Source organism: Gemmatimonadota bacterium, assembly GCA_016712265.1.
In the GTDB taxonomy this organism is placed as follows: domain Bacteria; phylum Gemmatimonadota; class Gemmatimonadetes; order Gemmatimonadales; family Gemmatimonadaceae; genus RBC101.
In genome coordinates, this window is sequence record JADJRJ010000027.1 from 19,383 (window position 1) to 42,982 (window position 23,600).

General features: G+C 66.2%; 21 protein-coding genes. 14 read left to right on the forward strand and 7 right to left on the reverse strand.

Going from position 1 to position 23,600, the window contains the following annotated elements; genetic code table 11:
• Window positions 1-2: 2 nt before the first annotated feature.
• Both IPK85_04300 and IPK85_04305 read left to right on the forward strand, forming a co-directional pair.
• Entirely contained in the window at window positions 3-215 is a 213-nt protein-coding gene (locus tag IPK85_04300; protein ID MBK8246608.1) for a hypothetical protein, read from the forward strand.
• A 972-nt stretch (window positions 216-1,187) separates the two neighbouring features.
• Window positions 1,188-2,009, forward strand: a complete 822-nt coding sequence (locus IPK85_04305) for a carboxypeptidase regulatory-like domain-containing protein (GenBank protein MBK8246609.1) — start codon at window positions 1,188-1,190, stop codon at window positions 2,007-2,009.
• 773 nt (window positions 2,010-2,782) lie between these two features.
• Here the strand turns inward: IPK85_04305 and IPK85_04310 are convergent.
• From IPK85_04310 to IPK85_04330, 5 genes are all read right to left on the reverse strand, one after another.
• Window positions 2,783-3,445: a hypothetical protein gene (locus IPK85_04310; protein ID MBK8246610.1), complete on the reverse strand. Its 663-nt coding sequence runs from the start codon at window positions 3,443-3,445 to the stop codon at window positions 2,783-2,785.
• Window positions 3,446-4,451: 1,006 nt separating this feature from the next.
• On the reverse strand, window positions 4,452-4,772 hold the full coding sequence (locus IPK85_04315) for a hypothetical protein (GenBank protein MBK8246611.1): 321 nt from the start codon (window positions 4,770-4,772) through the stop codon (window positions 4,452-4,454).
• Window positions 4,773-6,265: 1,493 nt separating this feature from the next.
• Complete coding sequence (locus IPK85_04320; protein ID MBK8246612.1) at window positions 6,266-6,556, reverse strand: PIN domain-containing protein; 291 nt, start codon at window positions 6,554-6,556, stop codon at window positions 6,266-6,268.
• Entirely contained in the window at window positions 6,553-6,699 is a 147-nt protein-coding gene (locus IPK85_04325; GenBank protein MBK8246613.1) for a PIN domain-containing protein, read from the reverse strand. The genes IPK85_04320 and IPK85_04325 overlap by 4 nt, the downstream gene beginning before the upstream one ends.
• 6 nt (window positions 6,700-6,705) lie before the next feature.
• Window positions 6,706-7,008: a hypothetical protein gene (locus tag IPK85_04330; protein ID MBK8246614.1), complete on the reverse strand. Its 303-nt coding sequence runs from the start codon at window positions 7,006-7,008 to the stop codon at window positions 6,706-6,708.
• Window positions 7,009-7,188: 180 nt separating this feature from the next.
• Here IPK85_04330 and IPK85_04335 point away from each other — a divergent pair, with 180 nt between their 5' ends.
• The gene (locus IPK85_04335) at window positions 7,189-8,031 is read left to right on the forward strand and encodes an N-acyl homoserine lactonase family protein (GenBank protein ID MBK8246615.1); all 843 of its coding nucleotides are present in this window, start codon (window positions 7,189-7,191) and stop codon (window positions 8,029-8,031) included.
• 3 nt (window positions 8,032-8,034) lie between these two features.
• On the forward strand, window positions 8,035-9,759 hold the full coding sequence (locus IPK85_04340) for a DUF885 domain-containing protein (protein ID MBK8246616.1): 1,725 nt from the start codon (window positions 8,035-8,037) through the stop codon (window positions 9,757-9,759).
• A gap of 2 nt (window positions 9,760-9,761) precedes the next feature.
• Here the strand turns inward: IPK85_04340 and IPK85_04345 are convergent, their stop codons facing one another.
• Entirely contained in the window at window positions 9,762-11,435 is a 1,674-nt protein-coding gene (locus IPK85_04345; protein ID MBK8246617.1) for a hypothetical protein, read from the reverse strand.
• 103 nt (window positions 11,436-11,538) lie between these two features.
• Here IPK85_04345 and IPK85_04350 point away from each other — a divergent pair, with 103 nt between their 5' ends.
• The 9 genes from IPK85_04350 to IPK85_04390 all read left to right on the forward strand — a co-directional run bounded on the left by IPK85_04350 (window position 11,539) and on the right by IPK85_04390 (window position 20,287).
• Window positions 11,539-13,332, forward strand: a complete 1,794-nt coding sequence (locus IPK85_04350) for an acyl-CoA dehydrogenase C-terminal domain-containing protein (GenBank protein MBK8246618.1) — start codon at window positions 11,539-11,541, stop codon at window positions 13,330-13,332.
• 128 nt (window positions 13,333-13,460) lie between these two features.
• Window positions 13,461-14,153, forward strand: coding sequence for a TetR/AcrR family transcriptional regulator (locus tag IPK85_04355; protein MBK8246619.1), 693 nt, complete (start codon window positions 13,461-13,463; stop codon window positions 14,151-14,153).
• The gene (locus IPK85_04360) at window positions 14,150-15,445 is read left to right on the forward strand and encodes a TolC family protein (GenBank protein ID MBK8246620.1); all 1,296 of its coding nucleotides are present in this window, start codon (window positions 14,150-14,152) and stop codon (window positions 15,443-15,445) included. Before IPK85_04355 ends, IPK85_04360 begins: the two co-directional genes overlap by 4 nt.
• The gene (locus tag IPK85_04365) at window positions 15,445-15,930 is read left to right on the forward strand and encodes a biotin/lipoyl-binding protein (GenBank protein ID MBK8246621.1); all 486 of its coding nucleotides are present in this window, start codon (window positions 15,445-15,447) and stop codon (window positions 15,928-15,930) included. The genes IPK85_04360 and IPK85_04365 overlap by 1 nt, the downstream gene beginning before the upstream one ends.
• Window positions 15,927-16,355, forward strand: a complete 429-nt coding sequence (locus tag IPK85_04370) for an HlyD family efflux transporter periplasmic adaptor subunit (GenBank protein MBK8246622.1) — start codon at window positions 15,927-15,929, stop codon at window positions 16,353-16,355. Before IPK85_04365 ends, IPK85_04370 begins: the two co-directional genes overlap by 4 nt.
• Complete coding sequence (locus IPK85_04375) at window positions 16,352-17,287, forward strand: ABC transporter ATP-binding protein (protein ID MBK8246623.1); 936 nt, start codon at window positions 16,352-16,354, stop codon at window positions 17,285-17,287. Before IPK85_04370 ends, IPK85_04375 begins: the two co-directional genes overlap by 4 nt.
• The gene (locus IPK85_04380; GenBank protein MBK8246624.1) at window positions 17,284-18,012 is read left to right on the forward strand and encodes an ABC transporter ATP-binding protein; all 729 of its coding nucleotides are present in this window, start codon (window positions 17,284-17,286) and stop codon (window positions 18,010-18,012) included. The genes IPK85_04375 and IPK85_04380 overlap by 4 nt, the downstream gene beginning before the upstream one ends.
• Window positions 18,009-19,136 (forward strand): ABC transporter permease, encoded by a 1,128-nt coding sequence (locus IPK85_04385; protein MBK8246625.1) that lies wholly within the window; start codon window positions 18,009-18,011, stop codon window positions 19,134-19,136. The genes IPK85_04380 and IPK85_04385 overlap by 4 nt, the downstream gene beginning before the upstream one ends.
• On the forward strand, window positions 19,136-20,287 hold the full coding sequence (locus tag IPK85_04390) for an ABC transporter permease (protein ID MBK8246626.1): 1,152 nt from the start codon (window positions 19,136-19,138) through the stop codon (window positions 20,285-20,287). The genes IPK85_04385 and IPK85_04390 overlap by 1 nt, the downstream gene beginning before the upstream one ends.
• 236 nt (window positions 20,288-20,523) lie before the next feature.
• On the opposite strand, the gene IPK85_04395 is transcribed toward IPK85_04390, so the two are convergent.
• Complete coding sequence (locus IPK85_04395) at window positions 20,524-20,712, reverse strand: hypothetical protein (protein ID MBK8246627.1); 189 nt, start codon at window positions 20,710-20,712, stop codon at window positions 20,524-20,526.
• On the opposite strand from IPK85_04395, the gene IPK85_04400 reads away from it, so the two are divergent.
• Window positions 20,711-23,593, forward strand: a complete 2,883-nt coding sequence (locus tag IPK85_04400) for a SusC/RagA family TonB-linked outer membrane protein (GenBank protein MBK8246628.1) — start codon at window positions 20,711-20,713, stop codon at window positions 23,591-23,593. The genes IPK85_04395 and IPK85_04400 overlap by 2 nt on opposite strands.
• Window positions 23,594-23,600: the final 7 nt, after the last annotated feature.

Here is a 23,600-nt window from a genome sequence, read left to right on the forward strand (position 1 = left end):
CCGTGATCCGCTTCGCGCCGAAGGAGCGCGTCCGGTTGGCCGGGTACTTCTGGCCGGAGATGCCGGAGCGCGTCGCGTTGTCGCCGTGGCTCTGGACGGAGCGGGTCGGACGTGGCCGCGTGATCGCCTTTGCCCACGACCCGAACTTCCGCGACCTGTTCCGTGGCCTGCTCCCGATCTTTGGCAACGCGGTGCTGCTCGGGGGGACGTTCTGAGTCTCGACTGACGACGCGGTCCACAGGCTGAGGCCGCTTGTGGGCGCGATAGTCGCTTAGGCAGGGGCGCGCCCTTGACAGATTCCGCACTTGCTTTCATGGTAGTTGGCATCCGGGACTGGGAGTGGGGCTATGGAGCAGAGCGTCGTTGGGGGGGGGGGCGTGAGTACATCACGCGTGCTGGTGGATTCTCCCGAGGCTCGTTGTGGCCGGACTTCTACCGTGAGGCCCGGAGGCTGGGTTGGAGGGTGACTGACCTCGAGGCCCGGGACGTGCGGTCCTGCGATGCGGTGCGTGTGTTGGCGGACTCCCGTGGCCTGGCGACCGTCGGCTTGGTCTCCGCCCTGAGGGCGGGCGCGAGGCGCGCACCGATCGTCCTGATATTGAGTCGCGGATCGGCATGCCTGCGTTTTCTGCCCCGCTTGGCGCTGGCGGGCGTTGACGACATGCGATTCGCGAGTGAGCGGGTGACATCGCGGATGGTGTGGGAAATCGAGCAGTCTGCTCGAAGGGCTGACGCGCTCGCGAGTGAGTGTCCGGAGTCACCGACAACACCTCCGGATATTCGTAGTGTTGTCTTGGCCGGTCGCGAGCGCCGGGACGCGGTTGTGGAAGCGCTGCTCGGGATGATTGATCGGCTGCGTGGCGCGAAAGTGAGCGGCGAGGAGGTCGCTCGCCGAATGCGCACCACGGTGAGGACCCTGAATCGGCACCTCGATGCCTGCGGCGTTGTTCCCCTCGGGCCTCTCTTGCGCGCTTCAACGGTCATCCACGGCGATTGGCAGGTCAAGCACATTCTGGATTTGGACAGCCCGAACATGGACAGAAGCGCCCTTGGGGCATGGAGGCGTTCTTGTGCGTGATCCTGACTCGAGGGTTCACTCGTCGCGCCACCACAGGCGGCCAGCTTGGAGAGTTGAGGGAGTCGCCACGGGCATCTCGCTGGTGGCTCCCGGAGGACTGAGGTCGGTCTTGGCGAGTCTTTTCGGCCGCCGGGGATCCTCCAGCGCGGCCTACGGCACGTCGTGCGGAGGTCCGCTCCGGATCGCCACTTTGCTTTTGGGCTGCCTGCTGCTTGCGCCGCTGGAGTCCGTAGGCGCGCAACCACAACTCAGCGGCCGCGTGCATATGGCCGGCGACTCGTCACGACCTGTAGTGGACGTCGAGCTGGCCCTGATCCCCGGGCTGCGCACTGTGCGGAGCGACTCCGCGGGAGCGTTCCGATTCGGCAACGTGTCGCCCGGCACCTACACTCTGCGGGCGAGGCGAGTGGGCTTCGAGGTGTTCACCATGGAGGTGCGTGTGAGTGCTGATCAGGCGCAGACTCCACGTATGTCCGTCCCCTTGCGGAGCGGCGGCGCACGCATGCTTGCCGAAATCAAAGTCTCCGGTCATCGCGTGATGTATCCGGTCCGCCTTGCGGAGCCATATCAGCGGGTGGCGCGGGGAAGGGGCGCATTCTTCACACGGGAGCTGATCGACAGCCTGCAACCGTGGGACGTATTCTCCTTGCTCGATCGTGTCGCGGGAGTGCGGCAGATTGGGCGCGACATCGCGGTCACCAGGTGCGCCAATCACGGCGCGTCCCCGGGCATGCCGGGCAACTTACATGTCTATCTCGACGGGGTGCGCCAGACCAACTTCAACAGTACGCTCAGGCGCAACGCGTTCGACGCAATACGCGACGTCGTGATCCCCTCCGTACAATTGGTAGAGGTGCACGTGTCCATCAATACGATCCCCCCGGAGTTCGCTGACGACGCCTGCGCAGTCATTCTGCTGTGGAGTCGGTGAAGTGGGTCTGGTCCCCTCCCCCGAAGATGGGGAGCAGGGATAGGTTGAGAGTCCTGATCCGCAAGAAGGCGGGAAGGGCGCATGAAGTCCTGATTCACAGCGGAGCAGATCGTGGGCACACGGCGGGAAGTCGCTGGGGGCACCTCGGGGCGGGTCGAGGTCGCGTGCGAGCAGGGCATCACCGGGACCACGCGGTGCCGCTGAAGGCGCCTGTACCGTGGCCTGCGCCGGATGCAGTCATGCGCCTGCGACAGCTCGAGGAGGAGAACCGCCGCTCAAGCGTATCGCGGCTGACCAAGGGACGGACATCGTCGACCCTAAAGAGGTGGCGGCGCGACATTCGTGACCACGACACAACGGCGGCAGGTGTCAGCCATCATCGGGCCGCCCATGGGTTCAGTCGTCCGGCGCGCCTGTCAGCTGGTCGGCTCATCGCGCTCCCGGTGCTCACACCACCCTCCAACGCCTCGAGGACACACCGGTAGTAGCGCGCTTGGCGGCCCTGGCGTAGGAGAGGCGCGGTTCGTCTCCGAGCGGCTGCACCCTGCTGCAGCGTCGAGAAGGCGTCGTGATCAACCACAAGCGTACGCGGCCGGCCGTATCGCGGCGCCAATAGCCCCGGGCGGCGACCGAAGCACACGGTCGAGCCGCAGGTGCCGCTCGCGCCGGCGGCGCGTGCTAACGACTGCTGGTGGATGGAGCAAGGGACAAGCCAAATATGGTCGCCATCAACTCGAGCGAGTTCAGACAACGCCTGCGGGGAAGCCGTTGCGTCACTTCATCCCCGACACCGTGGCGACCAGAATCGTGTCGACGCCCGATGGCCAGTTTGTGAGGACCCAGATTGTTGAATCGCGCGCGTACTGCAAGAGATGTTGCGCCTGAAGGGCGAACGATCCCGTAAGGCGCCCGTACTTCCATATTTCCCATCTGCGTAGAGAGTCCTGCGTCACGCGCTCGATGATGAGACGACCTCCCGACGTAGCGAGCGCGCCACGGATTGGCGGGAAGAACGAAGGACGATAGAGAGCGCGACGCAACTCCCTTTCAGCGCGCCGTGGCCCGCCGAGAAAGGCAACGATCGAGTCGCGCATGACGGCTGAAAGCCACGATGTCTCCGCTGCTGAGATCAGCGGCACAGCCTCCGGCTCAATGCTCGCTTTGCCTACGAGAGTCCACTTCGGCAGTTCGTATCGGTCAACCAGGATGGTGGGTTTGTCGACTCGGGACAGCCGCTGGCGCAGCAGCGTGAGCGCCTGACCGTCTGCGGCGACAACAGGAAGGTCTCGGTACGCCCACGGCTGCAACAATGCGACAACACGGCGCTCATCTGGAGCCGCGAGCTGCATTTCGCGCTTCGACTCCACCAGCGAGTCCACAACTGCCATTCGGCCTGAACCAGCTACTCTTGCGACGGACACGATCGTGTCATCCATGGAGCGGCTTGCACGCGAGCTAGCGACGACGCTACCATCCTTCAGGACTCCAATGACGTATGGCTGCGAGTGAGGCTGTATGGTTGGCAACAACACCTCTCGTTCGTATCCCGTCTCCTCATGCACTACCAGGACTCGGCGCGCGGCGTCGTCAGCGATCCAGATAGAGTCACCGGTCGTTCCGATATTGGCGACACGGAGTCCTGACGCACGCGTGGTCACTGGCGACCAGCGCAGGTCGAGACCGACTCGAATAACGCGGTCGCTTCCCAGCTGTGCAACAGCAATGCTCCCATATGCGTCCGCAGGGCTCATCAGGACAGGCCCGTTCCGAACGAGCGGGGGACTCAAGCGGAATGCGGGCACTCACATGAACGTCCCACTCCTGCCTCATGGTATCGCGCTTGGAGCATCCGAGCAACGTTACTAGAACACTCAGAAGGAGCTGCATGTGATGCACCACTGGACGTGCAAGGGGCACTGGCGTAACCCTCGAATGGAGCTATCCGCTCCGCTATTAGATGCGGATGGTGCGCGTGTTCGCAACTAAGCGCTGCGAGGTTTCTTGGTCATACTTGCGGTTGACGATGGCGCCGTTGCACCCAAGGCCTATTACCCCCGATGCTACCTGCCTGAACACTACGCCCGCGGAACCGCGCGAGTCGCTGACCGCCCGCTTCGCTCGCCTCGGCTCACGACGGGGAGGGGACTCCTCGAACGTGCCATCCGCCCGCCGGCGATAGTAGCCGCAGATGGAACCCAAGATGCATCCTTGCCCGTATATCACCTGACAGCTGCTGTGACCGAGGCCATCGGCGGCTGGCACACAGGAGTACGTGCCATAGGTGGTGTGCGACGCAGTGCACTTGTAGCACGTGCCAGGTTGGGCCGATAGCGGCGCGAGGGAACCCGTGGTGGCAAGCAGCAACACTGCACCGCCTATCGTTGACATAGCGAGAAGTAGTCGTTTCATGATTGAACTCCGGTTGTGGGTGAGAGCGTGTCTTTAGTTGCGCCAGTGCCACCGATAGTACACAAGCTCCGTTCTACCTACGTTGCGGAGTGCAACAAGGAGCTTGTGCCCCTCATCGGCATCCAGAAATCCCATCGCCACGTTGAGACTCATTTCGCGCACAAGTCGGCCCCCAGCGTCCATCACCAGAATGCGGCGTTGATCACTCGTCGGATCTGCGAGCACCTGAAGGAACGCGTCGCCGATCGCGACAACCCGCAGGCTCTCCCAACCCGTCAACACGGCGGCGCGCGCTCCAGCCGATAGCTGCGACGCGGGATCAAGGGCAATGGTGAAGTCACCCCGCCGGGTCATACTGAGTGTCCGGAACGGAAACGCGATCTCGGTGATGAAGGGGGAAGCTCTCCCTGACGAGATCATGTAGTCCTCTGCCGAGCCAAATCGAACTGGAGTCTCAAACGGGATGACGGCGACCGAATCACGACTCCTACCTCTCGATTCGCGGACGACGAGCGCAGATGATGACGAAATGAGGACTTCCACCCAAGTAGCGGGGACGCGCCCCACCAGCCCTGCGCGACCAGAGGTGTGCCAAACTACGACAGGCTCGCAATGGTCCTTGAGCGGAAGTCCAAGGATGCTCCGCGAGGCTGAGTCGAACACCTCGATTCGTCCTGGCGTGCCTGACACGGCCGCGTACCGCGGTGCAAGCGAGAGATTTCGGCAGACGGGACGGAGGGTCGCCTGCCCGATCGAGTGCGTCCAGAGCGCGTCTTCTCCCCACAGCACGATGGAACCGTCCATCGCAAAGGCCGCTCCCAAGACCCCCACCTCATCCGGCAGAGACACAACAGCAACTTCTTCCAGGACCAACTCGCGTGCGGCAGGCCTGATCTGGGCCGCCCATAGAGGGCCAGCCACGATGAGCATGATGCCCCACAAGGCTAGCCTGGCCGACGCGGAGTGACGCGGCCAGGCGGCCGAGCTGTTTGATCGCGGTCGTCTCTTCGTCACAACTCTGCTGAACACTATGGACTCCATTACAGGATGTACCAGTGTTTACAATGCGTGCGGGCTGCGCGCCTCTAGGCCAAGGCCGTAGGAACACCACCGTTCCTGTTTTCGCAGTACACTGCCCGACCCGCTGGACCCGGGTTCACACCGTACCTGCCAGGAGTGTGGCCTATTGTTAAGCAGGATGGTGCACGGTTCGCCATAACGATTGGAGACATCACGACTCCCGACCGCTTTCATCGACGGCCTCAGCCGACAGACCGGCCGTGCCGCCGGAACGCCCAGGGGACTCCGTCGTCTCCGGAGTGAGGTGCAGGGAATAGAACCGGACACACCATTTGCTTTCACCCCATGCCTCCAACGCGCCGACGGCAGAGCCGGGAGCACCGTCTCGCGAGCCCGCTCGCGATGCGCGACGCAACTCGCCCTCCTCGGGACAAACCCCAAGATGTTCTTTGCAGCGTGAGACGAAGCGCTGTGTCCGCGGGGCACGTGTTCGTCCGAGGGTCATGCGTCGTAACAGGCGAGCAGAATGACCGCGTCTCCGCTGTGCGGTTGCTCCGAACGTGCACGAACTGCTTGCGCCTCGCTCCGAACCCACGTAACACTGCCATCGGGCGCCGTGGCAGACATCACGAACGTAGGCTGAATAGGCCAGGCGTCCCGACGTGCGACGACCAGTAGCGGAGGCGGCCCGCTCCTCATGCCGGCGATTCAGCTCAGTGCCCCTGACTGGCCTCGCCGGTCAGCGGGGTGCGGGAAGAGCGGTAACGACCTTCGTCTCATCGTCGCCACGCCTGGGAGATCCTGGCGTGCGCGGTGGGACGGAGGGATCACCCCCGGCCTGTCGGACGTCGCGGGTCACTCCGGAGCCGCTCCACGCACTGTCGCGGCGTGAGGATCGCAAAATCGAGTCGAGCGCGGCCAATGGGGAAATGCTTGACATTGCCCGTGATGATGGCGTCGGCGCGGCCGCCCAGCGCGACTTCAACGAACATGCGATCCTCGGGATCAGGAAGGGGACCCCTGAACGGTACGGCGATGACCTGCGTGGCAATGGCGCACAGGGTGTTGAGAAGGGAGGTTCGCTCCGCCGGATCAAAGCCGACCTGGCGCGAGGTCACCTCATCGACTCGGCGATGATCCGGGAATCGAGCAGGAGACGCAGCTCTCCCTGGAGGATCAGCTGCAGGACCTCAGCCGGCGGGCTGGCGCCCGATAGCATCCCTGACACCAGGACGTTGGTGTCTACCACGACGACGCGCACCAGTCTTCAGCGCTCCCGCTTGCGTCGTGCCTTTCGGACGGCGGCGACCTCCTCGATCACTTCCGTCATCGACAGCTCGTCCGCACCGGCGACCCTCGCCGCAGCCTGCAGCCTCGCGAGCGCCAGGAGTGCACGCCCCCGATTCCAGGCGTCCATGGCCGTTTCGAGGTCACCATCGATCACAGGGATCAACAGGGCCTTGGGCTCGCCTTCGGCGACCAGCGAAAGCGCCTCACCCTCGGCCAGGCGTTCGAGAACTCGGCCGGGGGTGTTGCGCAGTTCACGATATGTGACGGTCTCTCTGGCCATGGTAGCGGGAATGGCTACAATCAGGCTACACACCGCGGGGGAGCATGTCAATGCCGCCGGGGCTGCGGTCCGAGCAGGAACGATGTTGAGCGCCGGCAGGCGCTCGCCGCGGCCGCCGCGGCGATATGCGTGAAGCGCCGGTGACTGGCGCGTGCGGTCCCCAGTGGCATCTTCCTCCGCATGCGATCCCCTGCCCTCTCCTGCCTCCTCGTCCTCGCGGGCTGTGCGACGGCCACGCGCACGCCGGCGCCACAGTACGATGCCTTCGCGGTGAAGTTCGGGGCGCTCGCCAACTTTCGCGTGCGCGGCCTCATCGCAGGGGCTGATACCGCGCGACGTATCGACGCGACCTTGATGGTCTGGCCGCTGCGAGCCGCGAACGGCGACATCATCATGGTCGACGCCGGCTTCACTCGCGAGAAGTTCCTCACCCAATGGAAGCCGGTCGACTACGTCACGCCGGACAGTGCACTGCGTCGGGCCGGCTTCGACCCCGCGCGAGTGACCGACATCATCATCTCGCACATCCATTGGGATCATGCCGACGGGGTCGAGCGGTTTCCCAATGCACGCATCTGGCTCCAGCGCGACGAGTTTGACTACTACGTCGGCCCCAACGGTGAAGCAAAGGCTCCGGCGATCGACCCCGAGGTCGCGGCGATGTACCGACGGCTCTTCGCCGCGGGGCGCATTCGCTTGGCAGCCGGCGACTCCGCCGAGGTCCGGCCGGGGATCCGCGTGCACACCGGGGGCAAGCACACCTGGGCGTCGCAGTTTGTCTCAGTACGCACCTCACACGGCACCGTGGTGATCGCGTCCGACAACGCCTACCTGTACGAGAACCTCGACCAGTCGCGCCCGCTCGCGCAGACCCTCGACTCCCTGTCCAACCTCCGCGCGCAGCGTACCATGCGTGCGCTCGCCAGCTCACCCGCACTCGTCATCCCGGGCCACGACCCGGCCGTGATGACGCGCTTTCCAGCCTCCGGAACCGGCGCCGTCGCCCTCCGCCCTAAGGACTGAACCATGATCGCACTCCTCCTCGCGGCCATCGCGCTCGCAACGCCCGCCGATTCCACGCCCAGCGCGAAGACCCTCGCCCGCCTCCTGGCCGAACAGGAGCAACGCATGAAGTCCGAGGGCCAGGGACTCCTCGGCGGCGGTGAGGCACGAATGCCCGACCTCTCCACCGCGCGCGTCGTGCGTAACGCCGAGCGTGCGCGGACAATCGTCAACACCCTCGACGCCCTCGTGCCGAAGGAACTCACGGCGGACGAGTGGCTCACTTCACGCATCCTGCGGTTCGAGCACGTCGCGGCGATCGAGGAAGGGCGCTACCACCACATCTCGTTCGCCTTCATCACCCCGTACCAGTCGCCGCTCTCCGCGCTCTCGGGCACCTTCGCACAACTCCCGCTGACCTCGCAGCGTGACGCCGATCGTTACCTCGCGATGATCGACTCGGTGGCCATCCTGGCCGATACGATCCGTGGGAAGCTCGAGGAACGGCGCGCGCGCAAGGTGCTCCTCCCGAAGGACGAGATCCGGCTGGTGGTCCCCTTCGTGCGCGGGTTTGCACCGGTTGCGTCGCAGAGCCCGTTCCTGCCCTCACCTGAGCGCCTCGCGCGCCTCCCCGAGTCGGTGCGGGCGTCGTTCGCCACCGCGTTAGGCGCGCGGCTCGACTCCAAGGTGCGTCCCGCCTTCGAACGGCTCGCGGCGTACCTGGAAGGCCCCTACCTCGCCGAAGCACCAACGGCGGTTGGACTCGGCCAGTACCCCGATGGCCCGTCGTACTACCGCGCCCTGGTGCGTCGGTCGACCACCATGGACGTCACCCCCGAGCAGGTGCACGCGATCGGCCTGGCCGAGGTGGCCCGCATCGACAGCGCGATGGCCGCGATCCGCGCTGAACTCGGCTTCACCGGAACCCGCGAAGCATTCCACGCCCAACTCGGGAAGGATCCGCGCTTCTTCGCCAAGGTGCCCGAGGAGTTCGGGGCGAAGCTGATGTACCACGACGCGCGCATCCGGCCGCGCATCGCCGAGTTGTTCGCTCGCGTGCCCCGTGCCCAGGGTGACGTGGCCCGACTCGACCCGCGGCTCGAAGCCTCGATGACCTTTGGGTACTACCAGGTCCCGACGCCGGCGGACTCGATGGGACACTACATGTACAATGGCTCCAACCTCCCCGAGCGCAGCATGCTCGGCGCGGCCTCACTCGTCTTTCACGAACTCATCCCCGGTCACCACTTCCAGATCGCCACCCAACGCGAGTCGACGACACTCCCCTACTTCCGCCAACGGACGACACACACCGCGTTCACCGAGGGATGGGGTGAATACGCCGCGTCACTTGCCGGAGAGCTGGGGATGTATTCAGACCCATATGACAGGTACGGGCGACTCGCCATGGACATGTTCCTCTCCTGCCGACTCGTTGTCGACACGGGGATGAATGCGCTGGGCTGGTCGCGCGAACGCGCGATCGCGTATCTCAAGGAATACACCTTCCAGAGCGCCCGCGAGATCGACACCGAGACCCTGCGCTACTCCGTGGATCTCCCGGGGCAGGCACTGGCGTACAAGATGGGAAGCCGCGAGCTGCTTCGCCTGCGCGAGGATGCGCGCAAGCGATTGGGTACGCGCTTCGATATCAAGCGATGGCATGCGTTTGTGCTCGATGGCGGGTCCATGCCGATGACCCTCCTGCGGCAACGCACGGACGCCTGGATCGCCGCCGGCGGCCTGTAGCCCTACCGCGACAGCCCCCGCAGCTCCTGCACGATGCCGTTGGGGCTCACCGGGCGTCCCAGGAAATCCGACAGCACATCGCGCGGCGCCCGACCGCGCCCGTGGCGATACAGGGCGTCCGAGACCCGAGGGTACCAACGGCGCGGTGCTGGCGTCATCGGGCCGACGACCTCGACCAGGCGCGCGCGCACGTCGGCGGCCACCATGGCACCGAGTGCGTAGTTCATCATGTACCCGGGGCTCTCGATCAACTGGCCGCGCATCGCCCACCACGACCATTCGGGATGCGGCGCGATGTGCAGGTAGCGCTCCGTGATCTCGGTCCACTCGACGTTGGGGTCGCGCGTCGGATCCGCGTGCATCCGGAGTTCGAACAGGGCCCAGGCCACGTCGAGCATGACCGAGCCGAACTTCTCGCGCAGGTTGTCGGCGCGGGATGCCGAATCGCCCAGCGTGGCCAGCTGCCACCGACCCTCATACGCCTCGAGCGCGGGGACGTCGGCCAATCCCTCGGTGAACGGATCCCCGTCGGGCCAGTTGGCAAACGCGGGTCGCGTCGCGATCGCCGCGATGTGAATCGCATGTCCGGTCTCGTGCAGCAGTTCCACCAGGTTGCCAAACCCACCATCACGATACGTGGCAAAGACCCAGGGCTCCGCGCCCACCGGGCCGTTGGGACCGCGACGCGGTACCCCGCCGAACTGCGTGAAGGCCACGGGCGTCTTGCCGTCGCGCGGCTCGAGGTCGTAGTGGATGCCTAACGTCTTGGGTGCCGCCCCGAGGCTCACATATAATGCCTCGTTGAGCCGCTCGAGGTCGCGCCGCATCACGCGGGGGCCAAGGCGTCGGCTCACCGCCCCGTTCTGGTGATACCAGTCCCAGGGCTCGACCAGGGTGCCCGGGACCGCCTTTCCCCACGCCTCCAATAGTTCCAGCAGCGTCGGTTCCACGCGGCCAGGATTCATGCCTAACGACGCCGCGGCCGCATCAATGGGCGAGCCGTCGCGCCGCCACCGGTCGGCCGACAGTGGGAGGAGCACGCGCCACGGGCTGTCCGGCGTGTTCCGGCCGTTCACCGCCTCCCAGACCGGCTGCAATCCAATGAAGAGGGCACGACGGCGCGCCGACTGCTCCTCCGTGGCGAGCCGCGCGAGGACGCCGAGTCGATCGAGGGTGTCACCCCCCACAACCACCCGTGCCGCGGCCGCCGAATAGCAGGCGTAGATCCGGTCCGTGAGCCGGTCCCGACCGGCCGCACCCATGGCCCGGGCGTCGTAGCGGCAGCTCGTGTCAGCCCTTGCCTGACCCGTTGGCCCGCCGTCCGCGACCTCGCGCGCGCGCATTTCGCTTCGCATCACATCCAGCGCCCGTCGATCCTCGCCGCGCAGCGACGAGGCGTCGACCTCGTCCAGGCGTTCCCGGGCGCGCTCCGCCAGCACCTGCGCGGCCGCGCGCAGTTCCCCGAGCGCGACCCCGCCCGGACTGCGGCCCGTACCCAGCGCCTCCGTTACATAGACCTGGAAGTGGAGGTCCGTCGCGTCCCGATACAGCGCCTCCGCCATCGCCAGCTTCTCCGACGGGGGCGCCTCGGTTGGGGGTTGGATGTACTGGACGCAGGCCATCATCCAGCCCGCGAGAACCAGCGCACCTGCCCGGGCGTATATCTGGGAGGCCATCCTCGTCTACTCCGAGGCTGTCGCACAGGGCCACAGCCGGTATCGTTAGAGTGCTCTACCTTCGAAACGCGCGAACGTTGTTTCACCCTAGCCGTTGACGCCCGTGCCCGCCTACCGCGCCCCGTCCACCGACTATCGCTTCCTGCTCACCGAGCTGTTCGACACCTCGCGACTGGCGACCTTCGCCGGATACGAGGAGGCGACCACGGACCTGCTCGTGTCGGTCATCGACGAGGCCGGCAAGTTCGCGGGGGAGGTCCTGCAGCCGTTGAACATGACGGGCGACGCCGAGGGGTGCACCTGGGAGAATGGGATCGTGCGGGCCCCGAAGGGGTTCAAGGACGCGTTCAAGGCATACGCGGACGCCGGCTGGATCGGCCTGTCGTGCGACGCGGGCCATGGTGGACAGGGACTCCCGACCGTCGTCCGGGCCGCGGTCAACGAGATCGTCTGCGGGGCGAACCTCTCGTTTGCGATGTATCCCGGGCTCACCGCCGGCGCATTCGAGACGATCGAGCGGCACGGCAATGATGAGCTGAAGCACCGCTACCTGCCGCGGCTGGTCACCGGCGAGTGGACGGGGACGATGTGCCTCACGGAAGCGCACGCGGGCACCGACCTCGGGATCATCCGGACGAAGGCGGTCCCGATGGACGACGGGTCGTTCAGCGTCACCGGCCAGAAGATCTTCATCACGTCGGGCGAACACGACCTGTCGTCGAACATCATCCACCTGGTCCTGGCCAAACTCCCAGATGCACCTGCCGGCACCAAGGGGATCTCGATGTTCCTGGTCCCCAAGTTCCTCCCGAATGCCGACGGCTCGGTGGGCGCGCGCAATGGCGTCACCTGCGGGTCGATCGAGCACAAGATGGGGATCAAGGGATCAGCGACCTGTGTCCTGAACTTCGACCAGGCAAAGGGCTGGCTGGTCGGGGAAGCACACAAGGGATTGCGCGCGATGTTCACCATGATGAACGGCGCGCGACTGGACGTGTGTCTCCAGGGACTCGGCCTCGCCCACGCGAGTTATTGCGGCGCCGTGGATTATGCGCGCGAGCGCGTGCAGGGCCGGGCCCTCTCCGGCGTGAAGAACCCGGACGGACCCGCCGACCCGATCATCGAGCATGCGGACATCCGCCGTGGGCTGCTCCAGATGCGCTCGTTCGTCGAGGGAGCGCGCGCGTTGTCCGTGTTGTGTTCGCTCGCCCTGGACGATGAGCTGAAGCACCCGGATCCCGCCGCGCGTGAACACGCTGCGGGGCTGGTGGCACTGCTCACGCCGATCATCAAGGCGTACTTCACCGACCTGGCGTTCGAGGCCACGAACACCGGGATGCAGACGCTGGGCGGGCACGGCTATATCCGGGAATACGGCATGGAGCAGTTTGTGCGCGATGCCCGCATCGGCCAGATCTATGAGGGGACCAATCACGTCAAGGCGATGGACCTCGTCGGCCGCAAGCTGGGCCAGGGGAATGGCGCCCTGCTGCGACTCTATGCGGGACTGGTAGCCGAGGAGCAGGCGCTGAGCGCCGCCCATCCGTCGCTGGCCCCGTGGCGCGCCACGCTCGAGCAGGCGTCACAGCGCCTGATCGCCGCCACGCAGGCGCTGAACGAACGCGCAAAGACCAACCCGGACGAGCTCGGCGCGGGGGCATCTGAATACCTGCGCCTGTTTGGGTATGTCGCCATGGGCCACATGTGGCTGCGCACCGCGCGGGTTTGCCTTGAGCGGAAGGCTGCGGGGGGGACGTTCGATGCCGCGTACTACGACACAAAACTCGCGACGGCGCGCTTCTGGTTCGAGCGGATGATGCCGCACACGGCGTCGCTGCTGGACTGCGTCGCGGCGGGCGGGTCGTCGATCCTGGAGTTCCCGCGCGAGGGGTACTAGACGGCAGACGGCAGGCGGCAGACAGGCCCCGGCACACGCCGGGGCCTGTCTGCGTTCCGGGGTCGCACGCGCGGGCCTTGCGAAGGCACCCGCGGTGGCTGTATGGTTTAACCATTCAGTCAAACCATATGGCCAAGACCACTACGCGACGCCGGAAACCGGCGGCATCCCCGCGGCCCGCCGCGCCAGCGCCCAGCCGCGCGGCGGACGCGGACACCGAGCGGCGCATCCTCGATGCGGCCCGACAGGTCTTCATCCGGCACGGCACCGCCGGGGCGCGCATGCAGGAGATCGCGGCCGAAGCCGGGGTGAACCAGGCCCTCCTTCATTACTACTTCCGTTCCAAGGACGCCCTCGCCCTCGCGGTCTTTCGCGAAGCGGCGGGCCGCCTCTTCCCGGTCCTGCTCCGCATCCTCGGCTCCGACCTGAGCCTTGAGGCGCGTGTTACGCAGTGCGTGCACCACTACATCGACACGCTGCGCGAGCACCCGTTCCTCCCGGGGTATGTCCTCGCCGAGATCACCTTCCACCCCGAGCGCGTCGAGAGCCTCGTCGAGCAGATGGGCGGCGCACAGGCGCGGGACGCGATGCAGGCCGCCGTCGCACAACTCGACCGCGAGCTCGCACGTGCCGCCCGTGCCCGGGAGATCCGACCCATGCGCGCCCAGCAGTTCATCGCGAACCTCGCCTCGCTCTGCGTCTTTCCCTTCGCGGCACGCCCGATGTTGCTCCATATCCTCGGCATCGACGACTGGGAACGCTTTCTCGACGCCCGGCGTCGCGAGCTCCCGAGCTTCATCCTCAACGCCCTGCGCCCATGACCCGCCCTCGCCTTCACCCGGCGACCTGGCGCGCCGCGATGGCCCTCGCCTGCGCACCCGTCCTTGCCCAATCGCAGGACACGCTGCGGCTCGCCGACCTGCAGGCAGCCGCCGTCGCGCGCGACCCGCGCGGGGCCCAGGTCAAGCTCATCCGTGACCAGGCCGCGCTCCGGCTGGAGAACATTCGCAACGAGCGCTTGCCCTCACTCGGCCTCAATGCGCAGGCCCAGCATCAGTCCGACGTGACCAGCGTCCCGCTGCCGGGCGCCATCATGCCATTCAAGGACACCTACGACGCCAACGTGGGACTGCGCCTGCGCCTGTTCGATCCGTCGCGCACGCCGCGTCGCGCCGTCGAGGAAGCGCAAGCCACCGAGGCGGAAGCACGCGTCGGCGCTGCGACCTTCGCCCAGCGACTCGCCGTGACCGACGCCTGGTTCATGGCGCGCTCGCTCGACGCGCAGCGGCAGGTGGTGGAAGCGGCCCTCACCGACCTCGACGCCCAGCTGCGCATCGCACGGGATCGCGTCGCGGCCGGTGCTGCCCTGCCCAGCGACACCGCGTTGTTGGTGGCGGAACGGATCCGCCGGCGGCAGTCGCTGGACGAGCTCGACGCCAACCGGACGACCGCGCTCGCCCTGCTCGCTGACCTGACGGGTCGCCCGATCACCGGAGCCGCCATCCTTGCCTCCACTGACCTCGGCGCACAGGCACGCGCCGCCCGCGACTCGATCGACGCCATCCGGCAACGACCCGAATACGCCGCGTACCAGGCCTCACGGCAAGCGACCCAGGCCCGCGAGGACGCGTTGCGAGCGCAGGACAAGCCTCGCCTCTCCGCGTTCACTCGCACCGGATACGGACGCCCCGGGCTCAACATGCTCTCCCGCGCCTTCGACACCTACTGGCTGGCCGGGATCCAACTCGAGTGGGCGCCGTTTGACTGGGGAACGGCCCGCCGGGAGCGCGAGGCAATCGCCATCCAGCGTGACGTCATCGCCAGCGAAGAGCGCGCCTTTGCCGACCGGCTCCGCCGATCGATCCTTGCGGACGTGGGCTCCATGGACCGGCTCGAGCGGTCGCTCGCCGACGACAACACCATCATTGAGCTGCGAGAGCGCGTGCTCCGGGAGACCCGTATCCGCCACGCCGAGGGGGTGGTGACGGTCGCCGAACTCATCGACCGTGACACCGACCTCCAGGTGGCCCGCCTCGCACTCGCCACCCATCGCGTGGAGCTGGACCAGGCTCGCGCACGTTTCCTGACCACCATCGGCCTCGAGGTTCGCTGATGTTATCCCACCTTCGTCCGCGCCATGCGGCACTCGTGCTCCTGCTCGCGGCATGCCGCACGGAAGAGTTGCCTGACGCCTACGGGAACTTCGAGGCCACCGAGGTGGTCGTCGCCTCCCAGATGAGCGGGCCCGTAACACGCTTCGCCGTGACCGAGGGAGCGACGGTGGATCGCGGCACGGTCGTCGCCGTCATCGACACCACCGCCTTCGTCCTGGACCGCCAGCAACTCGCTGCACAGCGCAGCGCGGTCCTCTCGCGCCGGTCGGAACTGACCGAGCAGTTGCGCGTGCTCGATGTGCAGCGGGAGATCGCTGAGCGTGGCTGGCAACGCACCCAACGTCTCTTTGCCCAGCAGGCCGCCACGGCCCAGCAACTGGACCAGGCAGAGCGCGACCATCGCACCCTCCTCGCCCAGATCGAGGCGATACGTGCGTCGCAGCGCAGCGTTGGCCTGGAATCGGACGCGGTGGAGGCCGGGTGACTCAGGCGAAGGATCGCGTGTCGCGCGCCACGGTGATCAACCCGCTCACCGGAACGGTCCTCGCCACCTACACGCGCGAAGGTGAAGTGGTCGGTGCGGGCCAGCCGTTGTACAAGGTGGCGGCGCTGGATACGCTCGACCTGCGCGCGTGGGTCTCAGGCGCCCAGCTGGCCTCGGTCACCCTCGGCCAGGTGGTGGACGTCTTCGTCGATCAGGGCGCGGACTCGCTGGTCTCCCTCCGCGGGACGGTCCAATGGATCGCGAGTCGCGGGGAGTTCACTCCGACACCGGTCCAGACGCGGGATGAACGCACCGACCTCGTCTACGCCATCAAGGTGCGCGTCGCGAATCCCAACGGCCTCCTCAAGATCGGGATGCCGGCCGATATCCGTTTCGGATCCGTCACCGCGACGGCAAGCAAATGAGCAGCCCGTCGCCGGTGATCGTTCACCAGGTGCAGAAGGCCTTGGGGGCGACGCGCGCGCTCGATGGCGTCAGCCTCGAGGTAAACCCGGGCGAGCTGTTCGGCCTCGTTGGACCGGACGGTGGCGGCAAGACGACCCTCTTCCGCATCCTCACCACCCTCCTCGTGCCCGATGCCGGCCAGGCGACCGTCCTCGGCCTCGACGTCGTGAAGGACCTCTGGGGGATCCGCGCCCGCGTGGGGTACATGCGCGGCCGCTTCTCCCTGTACCCCGACCTGAGCGTGGAGGAGAACCTCCAGTTCTTCGCCTCGGTCTTCGGCACAACCGTCGAACGCGGCTACGAACTGATCGCCCCGATCTACCGGCAGATCGAGCCATTCCGCACGCGCCGGGCCGGCGCCCTCTCCGGTGGAATGAAGCAGAAGCTCGCCCTCTCGTGCGCCCTGGTGCACCGCCCCGACCTCCTCCTTCTCGACGAGCCGACCACCGGGGTCGACGCCGTCTCGCGTCGCGAGTTCTGGGACCTGCTGCACGACCTCCAGCGCACCGGCCTGACGATCGTCGTCTCCACCCCCTACATGGACGAAGCGGAGCGGTGCGATCGCATCGCCCTGGTCCAGAAGGGGCGCCTGCTCGCCATCGACGTCCCGTCGCGGATCGGTGATCGCTTTCCTCGCGCGTTTTACTCGGTGCGCGGCACCCCTCGCCATGATCTCATTGTGGGATTGCGTGCCTTCCCACACGCTGCGTCCGTGCAGCCGTTTGGCGACACGGTGCACTACAGCGACACGCGACCGGGCACCGAGCCAGAAACGTTGCACGCCGAGCTTGCCCCGTTCCTCGCCGCGCGCGGCGTGAGTGACCTGGAGATCACCGCAATCGCGCCGACTATCGAAGACACCTTCATGGAACTCATGGGGGCTGCCGCATGAGCGTTGCCATCGAGGTCCGTGACCTGACGCGACGCTTCGGCGACTTCACCGCGGTGGACGCGATCTCCGTCGACGTGCGCGCCGGCGAGGTCTTCGGTTTCCTCGGCGCCAATGGCGCTGGCAAGACCACCGCTATCCGGATGCTGATCGGGCTGCTCGCACCAACGTCGGGCTCGGCGCGCGTCGCCGGCTTCGATGTGCTCACACAGTCCGAGGAGGTGCGGCGCAACATCGGGTACATGAGCCAGCGGTTTTCGTTGTACGACGACCTGACCGTCGCCGAGAACATCACGCTGTACGGTGGGATCTATGGCCTGGACGATGCCACGATCGAGGAGCGCCTGACGGCGATGCTGGAGGCGCTCGATCTCTCCACCGCCCGACGTTCCATGGTCCGGTCGCTCCCGCTTGGCTGGAAGCAGAAGCTCGCCTTCTCCGTGGCGATGTTGCATCGCCCCCGTGTCGTCTTTCTCGATGAACCGACCGGTGGTGTGGACCCGATCACCCGGCGCCAGTTCTGGGAGATGATCTACGCCGCGGCCGCCGCCGGGACGACCGTCTTCGCGACGACACACTACATGGATGAAGCCGAGTACTGTGATCGGCTCTCGATCATGGTCGACGGCCGGATTGCCGCCATGGGCACCCCCGCTGAACTCAAGGCAGAGTATGGGGCGCCCAGCCTGGACGAAGTTTTCGTACGTCTCGCCCGCCCGGCCGCGTGACCACCAGGGCCGCGAGTCGACTGCGCGCGCTCCGCGCCTTCGTGGTCAAGGAGCTCTGGCACATCCTGCGGGATCGCCAGACCCTGGTCATCCTGCTGTTGATGCCGCTCGCGCAGGTCGTGCTCTTCGGCTTCGCCATCCGCACCGACGTCACCGACATTCGCATCGCCATTGTCGATCAGGCGAATGACGCCGTGAGCCAGGCCCTCGAATCCCGGTTCGCTGGCAACTCACGGTTTCGTATCGTCGCGACAGCGCCGAGCATGCGCATCCTCGAGCCGTTGTTTCGCCGGGGGGATGTGGATGTAGCACTGGTCATCCCCGCGGGGATCGCGAGCGACCTGGCCGGCGGCTCCCCCGCGCGGCTCCAGCTGATCTCGGACGCATCGAACCCAAACACCGGGAGCACGATGCAGACCTATGCCGGCGCGGTGATCGCTGGCTGGCAGGCCGAGCTGCCTGGCGCTCGCGGCGCGGTGCAGCTCGTTCCGCAGGTCCGCATGCGCTTCAACCCGACCCTGGAGAGCGTCAACCTGTTCGTCCCGGGTCTGATCGCGCTCGTCCTCACCCTCGTCACGGCGCTCATGACGGCGATTTCGCTGTCACGGGAGATGGAGCGTGGTACCCTCGAGGTACTGCTCGTCTCGCCGTTGCATCCGTGGCAGATCATCCTCGGCAAGGTCGCCCCCTACCTGCTGCTGGCCTTCGCCAACGTCGTGACCGCACTCGTGGCCGCCTGGATCGTCTTCCAGGTCCCGCTGCGCGGAAGCTTGCTGCTCCTGCTCGCGGCCAGCATGCTGTATTCCCTCGTTGGGTTGGCGCTTGGCGTGCTCATTGCCGCTCGCACGGGCTCGCAGCGCACAGCGATGATCGGTGCCATGCTCGTCACGATGCTGCCCAGCACCCTGCTATCGGGGATGATCTTCCCCATCGCGAGCCTTCCGACGCCTCTGCAAATCGTGTCAAACGCGGTGCCGGCGCGCTGGTTCATCGTCGTGGTGCGCGGCATCATGCTCAAGGGCGCGGGTGTGGTGCACTTGTGGCAGGAGCTGGCCATTCTCACCGGGATCTTCGTGGTGCTCCTGGTCGCAGCCACGCGCTCGTTCAAGGAGCGCCTCGCCTGATGCGTATCCTGCGTTTTCTCCTCAAGAAGGAGTTCCTGCAGATCCTGCGCGACCCGGCGCTGGTGCGGATGCTGTTCATGATCCCCATCGTCCAGCTGCTCATCCTGTCCAACGCGGCGACCTTTGAGGTCAAGCGATCGCGGATGCATGTGGTGGATCAGGATCACACGACGCGCTCACGCGCCGTCGTACAGCGGCTGGTCGCGTCCGGGCGGTTTGAGGCGACCGAGGCGTCGGGCAGCGTGGCGCGCGGGGACGATGCGCTGATGCGTCGCAACGTGGAGATGATCCTGGTCATTCCCCACGGGTTCGAGCGCGACCTCGTTCGCACGAAGGCGGGCCAGGTGCAGCTGTTGCTTAACGCCGAGGATGGTGCGGCGGCGGGCGTGACCTCGGCGTATGCCCGGGAGATCCTTGGGCGATACGCCGCCGAGCTTGCCGTGCAGCTGACCCCGGTCACCGCGATGGCCGGATCTCGGGCGGAAGCGCCGCCTGGCCGTGGCGTTCCCCGTGTGGAGGTGCGCACCCGGGGCTGGTACAACCCGGAGATGGATTACCGCCACTACATGGTGCCGGGGATCCTCGTGCAGCTGCTGACCATCGTGGGGACGTTGCTCACGGCGATGAATGTCGTGCGGGAGAAGGAAGCCGGGACCCTCGAGCAACTCAACGTGACGCCGATCCCGCGCGCCACCTTCATCGCCGCCAAGCTCATCCCGCTCTGGGTGATCGCGATGGTCGTGCTCTCGATCGGGCTGGTGGTCGGGCGGGTGGCCTTCTCGGTCCCGATGTTGGGCCCGCTCTGGCTGGTCTTCGCCGGTGCGGCGCTCTACCTGCTCGCCGCGCTCGGCATCGGGCTCTGGATCTCCGCCGTTACGGAGACGCAGCAGCAGGCCATGTTCGTGAACTTCGCCATGCTCATGGTCTATCTATTGATGAGCGGGCTGTTCACTCCGGTGGCGTCGATGCCACCCTGGGCGCAGATGATTGCCCGATTGAACCCGATGATGCATTTCATCGGCCTCATGCGCGGGGTGATGCTGCGCGGGGCCGGCCCCCTGGACGTCCTCCCGCAGCTCGGCGTGCTCGCCGTGGCGGCCGTGCTCGTCCTCTCGATCGCCGTCTGGCGGTACCAGAAGCGAAGCGACTAGCCGACTGCGACCCGGCCCCGGTCCGCGGGCTGTGGTCCTCGCCTTGCACTTCCGCCCTCCGGATGGACGCTCACCCGGTCACCCTGGCCGATCCGGGGAGTCGGGAACTTCCATCTAGCTTCATTTAACCATCCAACATACCGTTGATTCACGTTCGTGACGCGGGTCACGGCCGGCGCCAAACGCCCCGTATCCGCAGGGACCCCGAAGCCCATAACCCCATGAGAATCATCAGTTTACTCACCGGATCGCTCCTGTTCGCGAGCCAGGCGCTCGCGCAACAGAAGACGGTGTCCGGACGCGTCACCGGCGAGGACGGAGGCCCCCAGCCTGGGGTCCAGGTACTTGTTCGGGGAACCAACTCCGGCGGCCTGACCAACGCCGACGGCCGCTACAGCGTCCGGGCCAACGTCGGCCAGGGTCATTCAGTACCGCCTGATCGGCCTCGCCCCGGAAGAGCGCACGGTCGGCGCCGAGGACGTGATCAACGTCCAGATGAAGAAGGTGGCGACCCAGCTCGACGCCGTGGTGGTCTCCGCCCTGGGGCAGACCGCGGTCCAGCGCTCGCTCGGGACCTCGCAGCAGAGCGTGGACGGTGGAGCGATCGCCTCGACGCAGCGCGAGAATTTCATCAATGCGCTGCAGGGTCGGGTCGCCGGCGTCGAAGTGACGAGCTCCTCGGGCGTTCCCGGTGCCTCCAGCTCCATCACGATCCGCGGCGTCAGCTCGATCAGCAGCTCCAACCAGCCGCTGATGATCGTCGACGGCCTGCCGATCGACAACAAGACCACCAACACCGGTGTGCTTGCGTCGGATGCGCCAGGATCTGCCTTTGCGTTTAGCAACCGCGGACTGGACTTCACCAATCGGGCCGCCGACATCAACCCCAATGACATCGAGTCACTGGTGGTGCTCAAGGGCCCGGAAGCCTCCGCGCTCTACGGCATCGATGCGGCCAACGGTGCCATCGTGATCACGACCAAGCGTGGTCGTGCCGGCAGCGGTGGCCTCGAGTACAGCGCCAGCTTCCGCGTGGAGCGCCCCGGAGACGAACCCGAGGTACAGCGCACGTACGGCCCGACCACCATCGCCGGCGGACTCCTCGGGTCGTTCTTCTACTTTGGCGCTCCCTATCCTGCGGGAACGACGCTCTACGACAACGTCGACGGGTTCTTCCGCACCGCCATGACGCAGAAGCACAACCTGGCGTTCAGTGGCGCCGCGCAGGACAACCGCATCAACTATCGTGTCGCGTTCTCTGGCGACAAGGTGGAAGGCGTGGTCCCGAACAGCAACGAGCGACGTGGAACGCTGACCGGGGCCTCGCAGGCTCAGGTGACCGATTGGTTGCGGGCCGATCTCTCGATGACCTACTCAGTGCAGGAGAACGCGCAGCCCTACAAGGGCGCGAACGGCCCCCTACTCGGGTTGCTGTCATGGCCCGCCACCGATGACGCGAAGGACTGGCTGACTCCCGCCGGCACCCGTCGACGGCTCACCTCACTGAGCGAAGCCGGGGAGATCGACAACCCCTACTTCAACGTCGCCAAGAACCAGAGCACCTCGGGTAACAACCGGATCATCGCCAACCTCGGCTTGATCGTGACCCCGTTCTCGTGGGGGAGCCTCAAGAGCAACATCGGCCTGGATGGCTTCACCAACGACCTGCGCGTGCTGCGTCATCCCGAGAGTGCCCTCGGGAACTCCAACAACGGCATCCTCGACGAAGCGAACGACGTCACGCGCAACATCAACGCGCAGACCCTGTTCAACATCAATCGCCGTACCCTGTGGCGCGACCTCGATGTGAGTGCCTTCATCGGCAACCAGATCTCGGCCTTCACGTCCACGACATCCGCGATCAATGGGCGCGATTTCCTCGACCCCAACTTCGTGTCGGCGAACAACACGAACCTTCGCACCAATCGAACGACCCTCGCTGAGCGTCGCCTGGTTAGCGCCTTCGGGCAAGCGACGTTCTCGTGGAAGGACTTCCTCTACCTGAACGTCACGGGACGCAATGACTGGACCTCGACGATCCCGGTCCAGCGGAACTCCTTCTTCTATCCCTCGGTCTCCACGAGCTTCGTGTTCTCCGATGCGTTCCCGGCCATCGGCGAGTTCATGACAGGCAAGCTGCGCGCTGCCTACGCCGAGGTCGGCAAGGACGCCCGGCCGTACGCGTACCGACCGTCGTTGGAGTTCAAGACCACGTCATTCGGTGGGTACGGATACGGCTTCACCGGACCGAACCTCGACCTCAAGCCGGAGTTTGCGCGCTCGTACGAGTTCGGCACCGAGTTGAGCTGGTTCGACAACCGGCTGGGGCTCGACGTCACCTGGTACCGCAAGCGCACGCGCGACCAGATCGTCAACGACATCCGCGGATCGTACGCCACCGGCTTCATCCTGTTCAACCTCAACGGGGCCGTGACGGAGAACAAGGGATGGGAAGTGTCACTGCGCGGCACCCCGGTGCAGAAGGGCGCCCTGTCCTGGGACATCCTGGGCAACTTCGAGCGGGCGCGCGGCAAGGTGGTGGCACTCCCCAACGCGCTCCCGGAGTCCTATGTCTCCGACACGTGGCTCTACGGCAACGTGCGCAACGGGACGACCCCTGGGCTGTCCACACGCAGCATGACGGGGCTGTTCTACCTGCGGAACCAGAACTGCGACCTGCTGATTGACCCGACCACCGGTCTGCCCCTGCGCTCCACGCTGTTCATCAGCGGCGCGTGCGGTGACCAGGACGCGTATGATCGGCAGCCCGATTGGACGCTCGGCGTCACGAACTCCATCAACTATCGGCGCGCCACGTTGAGCTTCCTCCTCGACTTCCGACGCGGGGGCGACGTTTTCAACGCTACGGAGCACTTCCTCACCTCGCGCGGACTCAGCCTGCGCACGCTGGATCGCGAGCAGCCCAGGGTCATCAAGGGCGTGCTCCGGGACGGCAAGGAGAATGGTGCGACGCCCACCGCGAACAACATCGTGATCATCCCCGCAGTGACCCCGCTCTTCTATACCGGGATCAGCGAGGAGCTGTTCATCGAGCGCGACATCAACTGGATCCGGCTGCGGGACGTGACCCTCCGGTACCTCCTCCCGGGCCGGTACCTCAAGGCCAAGGACGTGAGTGCCTTCGTCACCGGGACCGACCTGCTGCTGATCACCAACTACTCCGGCCTCGACCCGATCGTCAACGGCAACTCGGCCGCCGTCGGTGGGTCCGGGGGTGCCGGCATCGATTACGGAAACTTCCCGATGCCACGACGCCTGAGCCTTGGCTTCTCGGTGAGGTACTGACCCATGA

What these genes read in the sequence shown, in the direction of transcription:
- IPK85_04375 (MBK8246623.1), top strand. Translation starts at nt 16,352, where the DNA reads ATGAGCAGCCCGTCGCCGGTGATCGTTCACCAGGTGCAGAAGGCCTTG.
- IPK85_04330 (MBK8246614.1), bottom strand. Translation starts at nt 7,008, where the DNA reads ATGGCCAGAGAGACCGTCACATATCGTGAACTGCGCAACACCCCCGGC.
- IPK85_04345 (MBK8246617.1), bottom strand. Translation starts at nt 11,435, where the DNA reads ATGGCCTCCCAGATATACGCCCGGGCAGGTGCGCTGGTTCTCGCGGGC.
- IPK85_04355 (MBK8246619.1), top strand. Translation starts at nt 13,461, where the DNA reads ATGGCCAAGACCACTACGCGACGCCGGAAACCGGCGGCATCCCCGCGG.
- IPK85_04395 (MBK8246627.1), bottom strand. Translation starts at nt 20,712, where the DNA reads ATGACCCTGGCCGACGTTGGCCCGGACGCTGTAGCGGCCGTCGGCGTT.
- IPK85_04390 (MBK8246626.1), top strand. Translation starts at nt 19,136, where the DNA reads ATGCGTATCCTGCGTTTTCTCCTCAAGAAGGAGTTCCTGCAGATCCTG.
- IPK85_04315 (MBK8246611.1), bottom strand. Translation starts at nt 4,772, where the DNA reads ATGACCCGGCGGGGTGACTTCACCATTGCCCTTGATCCCGCGTCGCAG.
- IPK85_04360 (MBK8246620.1), top strand. Translation starts at nt 14,150, where the DNA reads ATGACCCGCCCTCGCCTTCACCCGGCGACCTGGCGCGCCGCGATGGCC.
- IPK85_04380 (MBK8246624.1), top strand. Translation starts at nt 17,284, where the DNA reads ATGAGCGTTGCCATCGAGGTCCGTGACCTGACGCGACGCTTCGGCGAC.
- IPK85_04365 (MBK8246621.1), top strand. Translation starts at nt 15,445, where the DNA reads ATGTTATCCCACCTTCGTCCGCGCCATGCGGCACTCGTGCTCCTGCTC.
- IPK85_04310 (MBK8246610.1), bottom strand. Translation starts at nt 3,445, where the DNA reads ATGGATGACACGATCGTGTCCGTCGCAAGAGTAGCTGGTTCAGGCCGA.
- IPK85_04335 (MBK8246615.1), top strand. Translation starts at nt 7,189, where the DNA reads ATGCGATCCCCTGCCCTCTCCTGCCTCCTCGTCCTCGCGGGCTGTGCG.
- IPK85_04340 (MBK8246616.1), top strand. Translation starts at nt 8,035, where the DNA reads ATGATCGCACTCCTCCTCGCGGCCATCGCGCTCGCAACGCCCGCCGAT.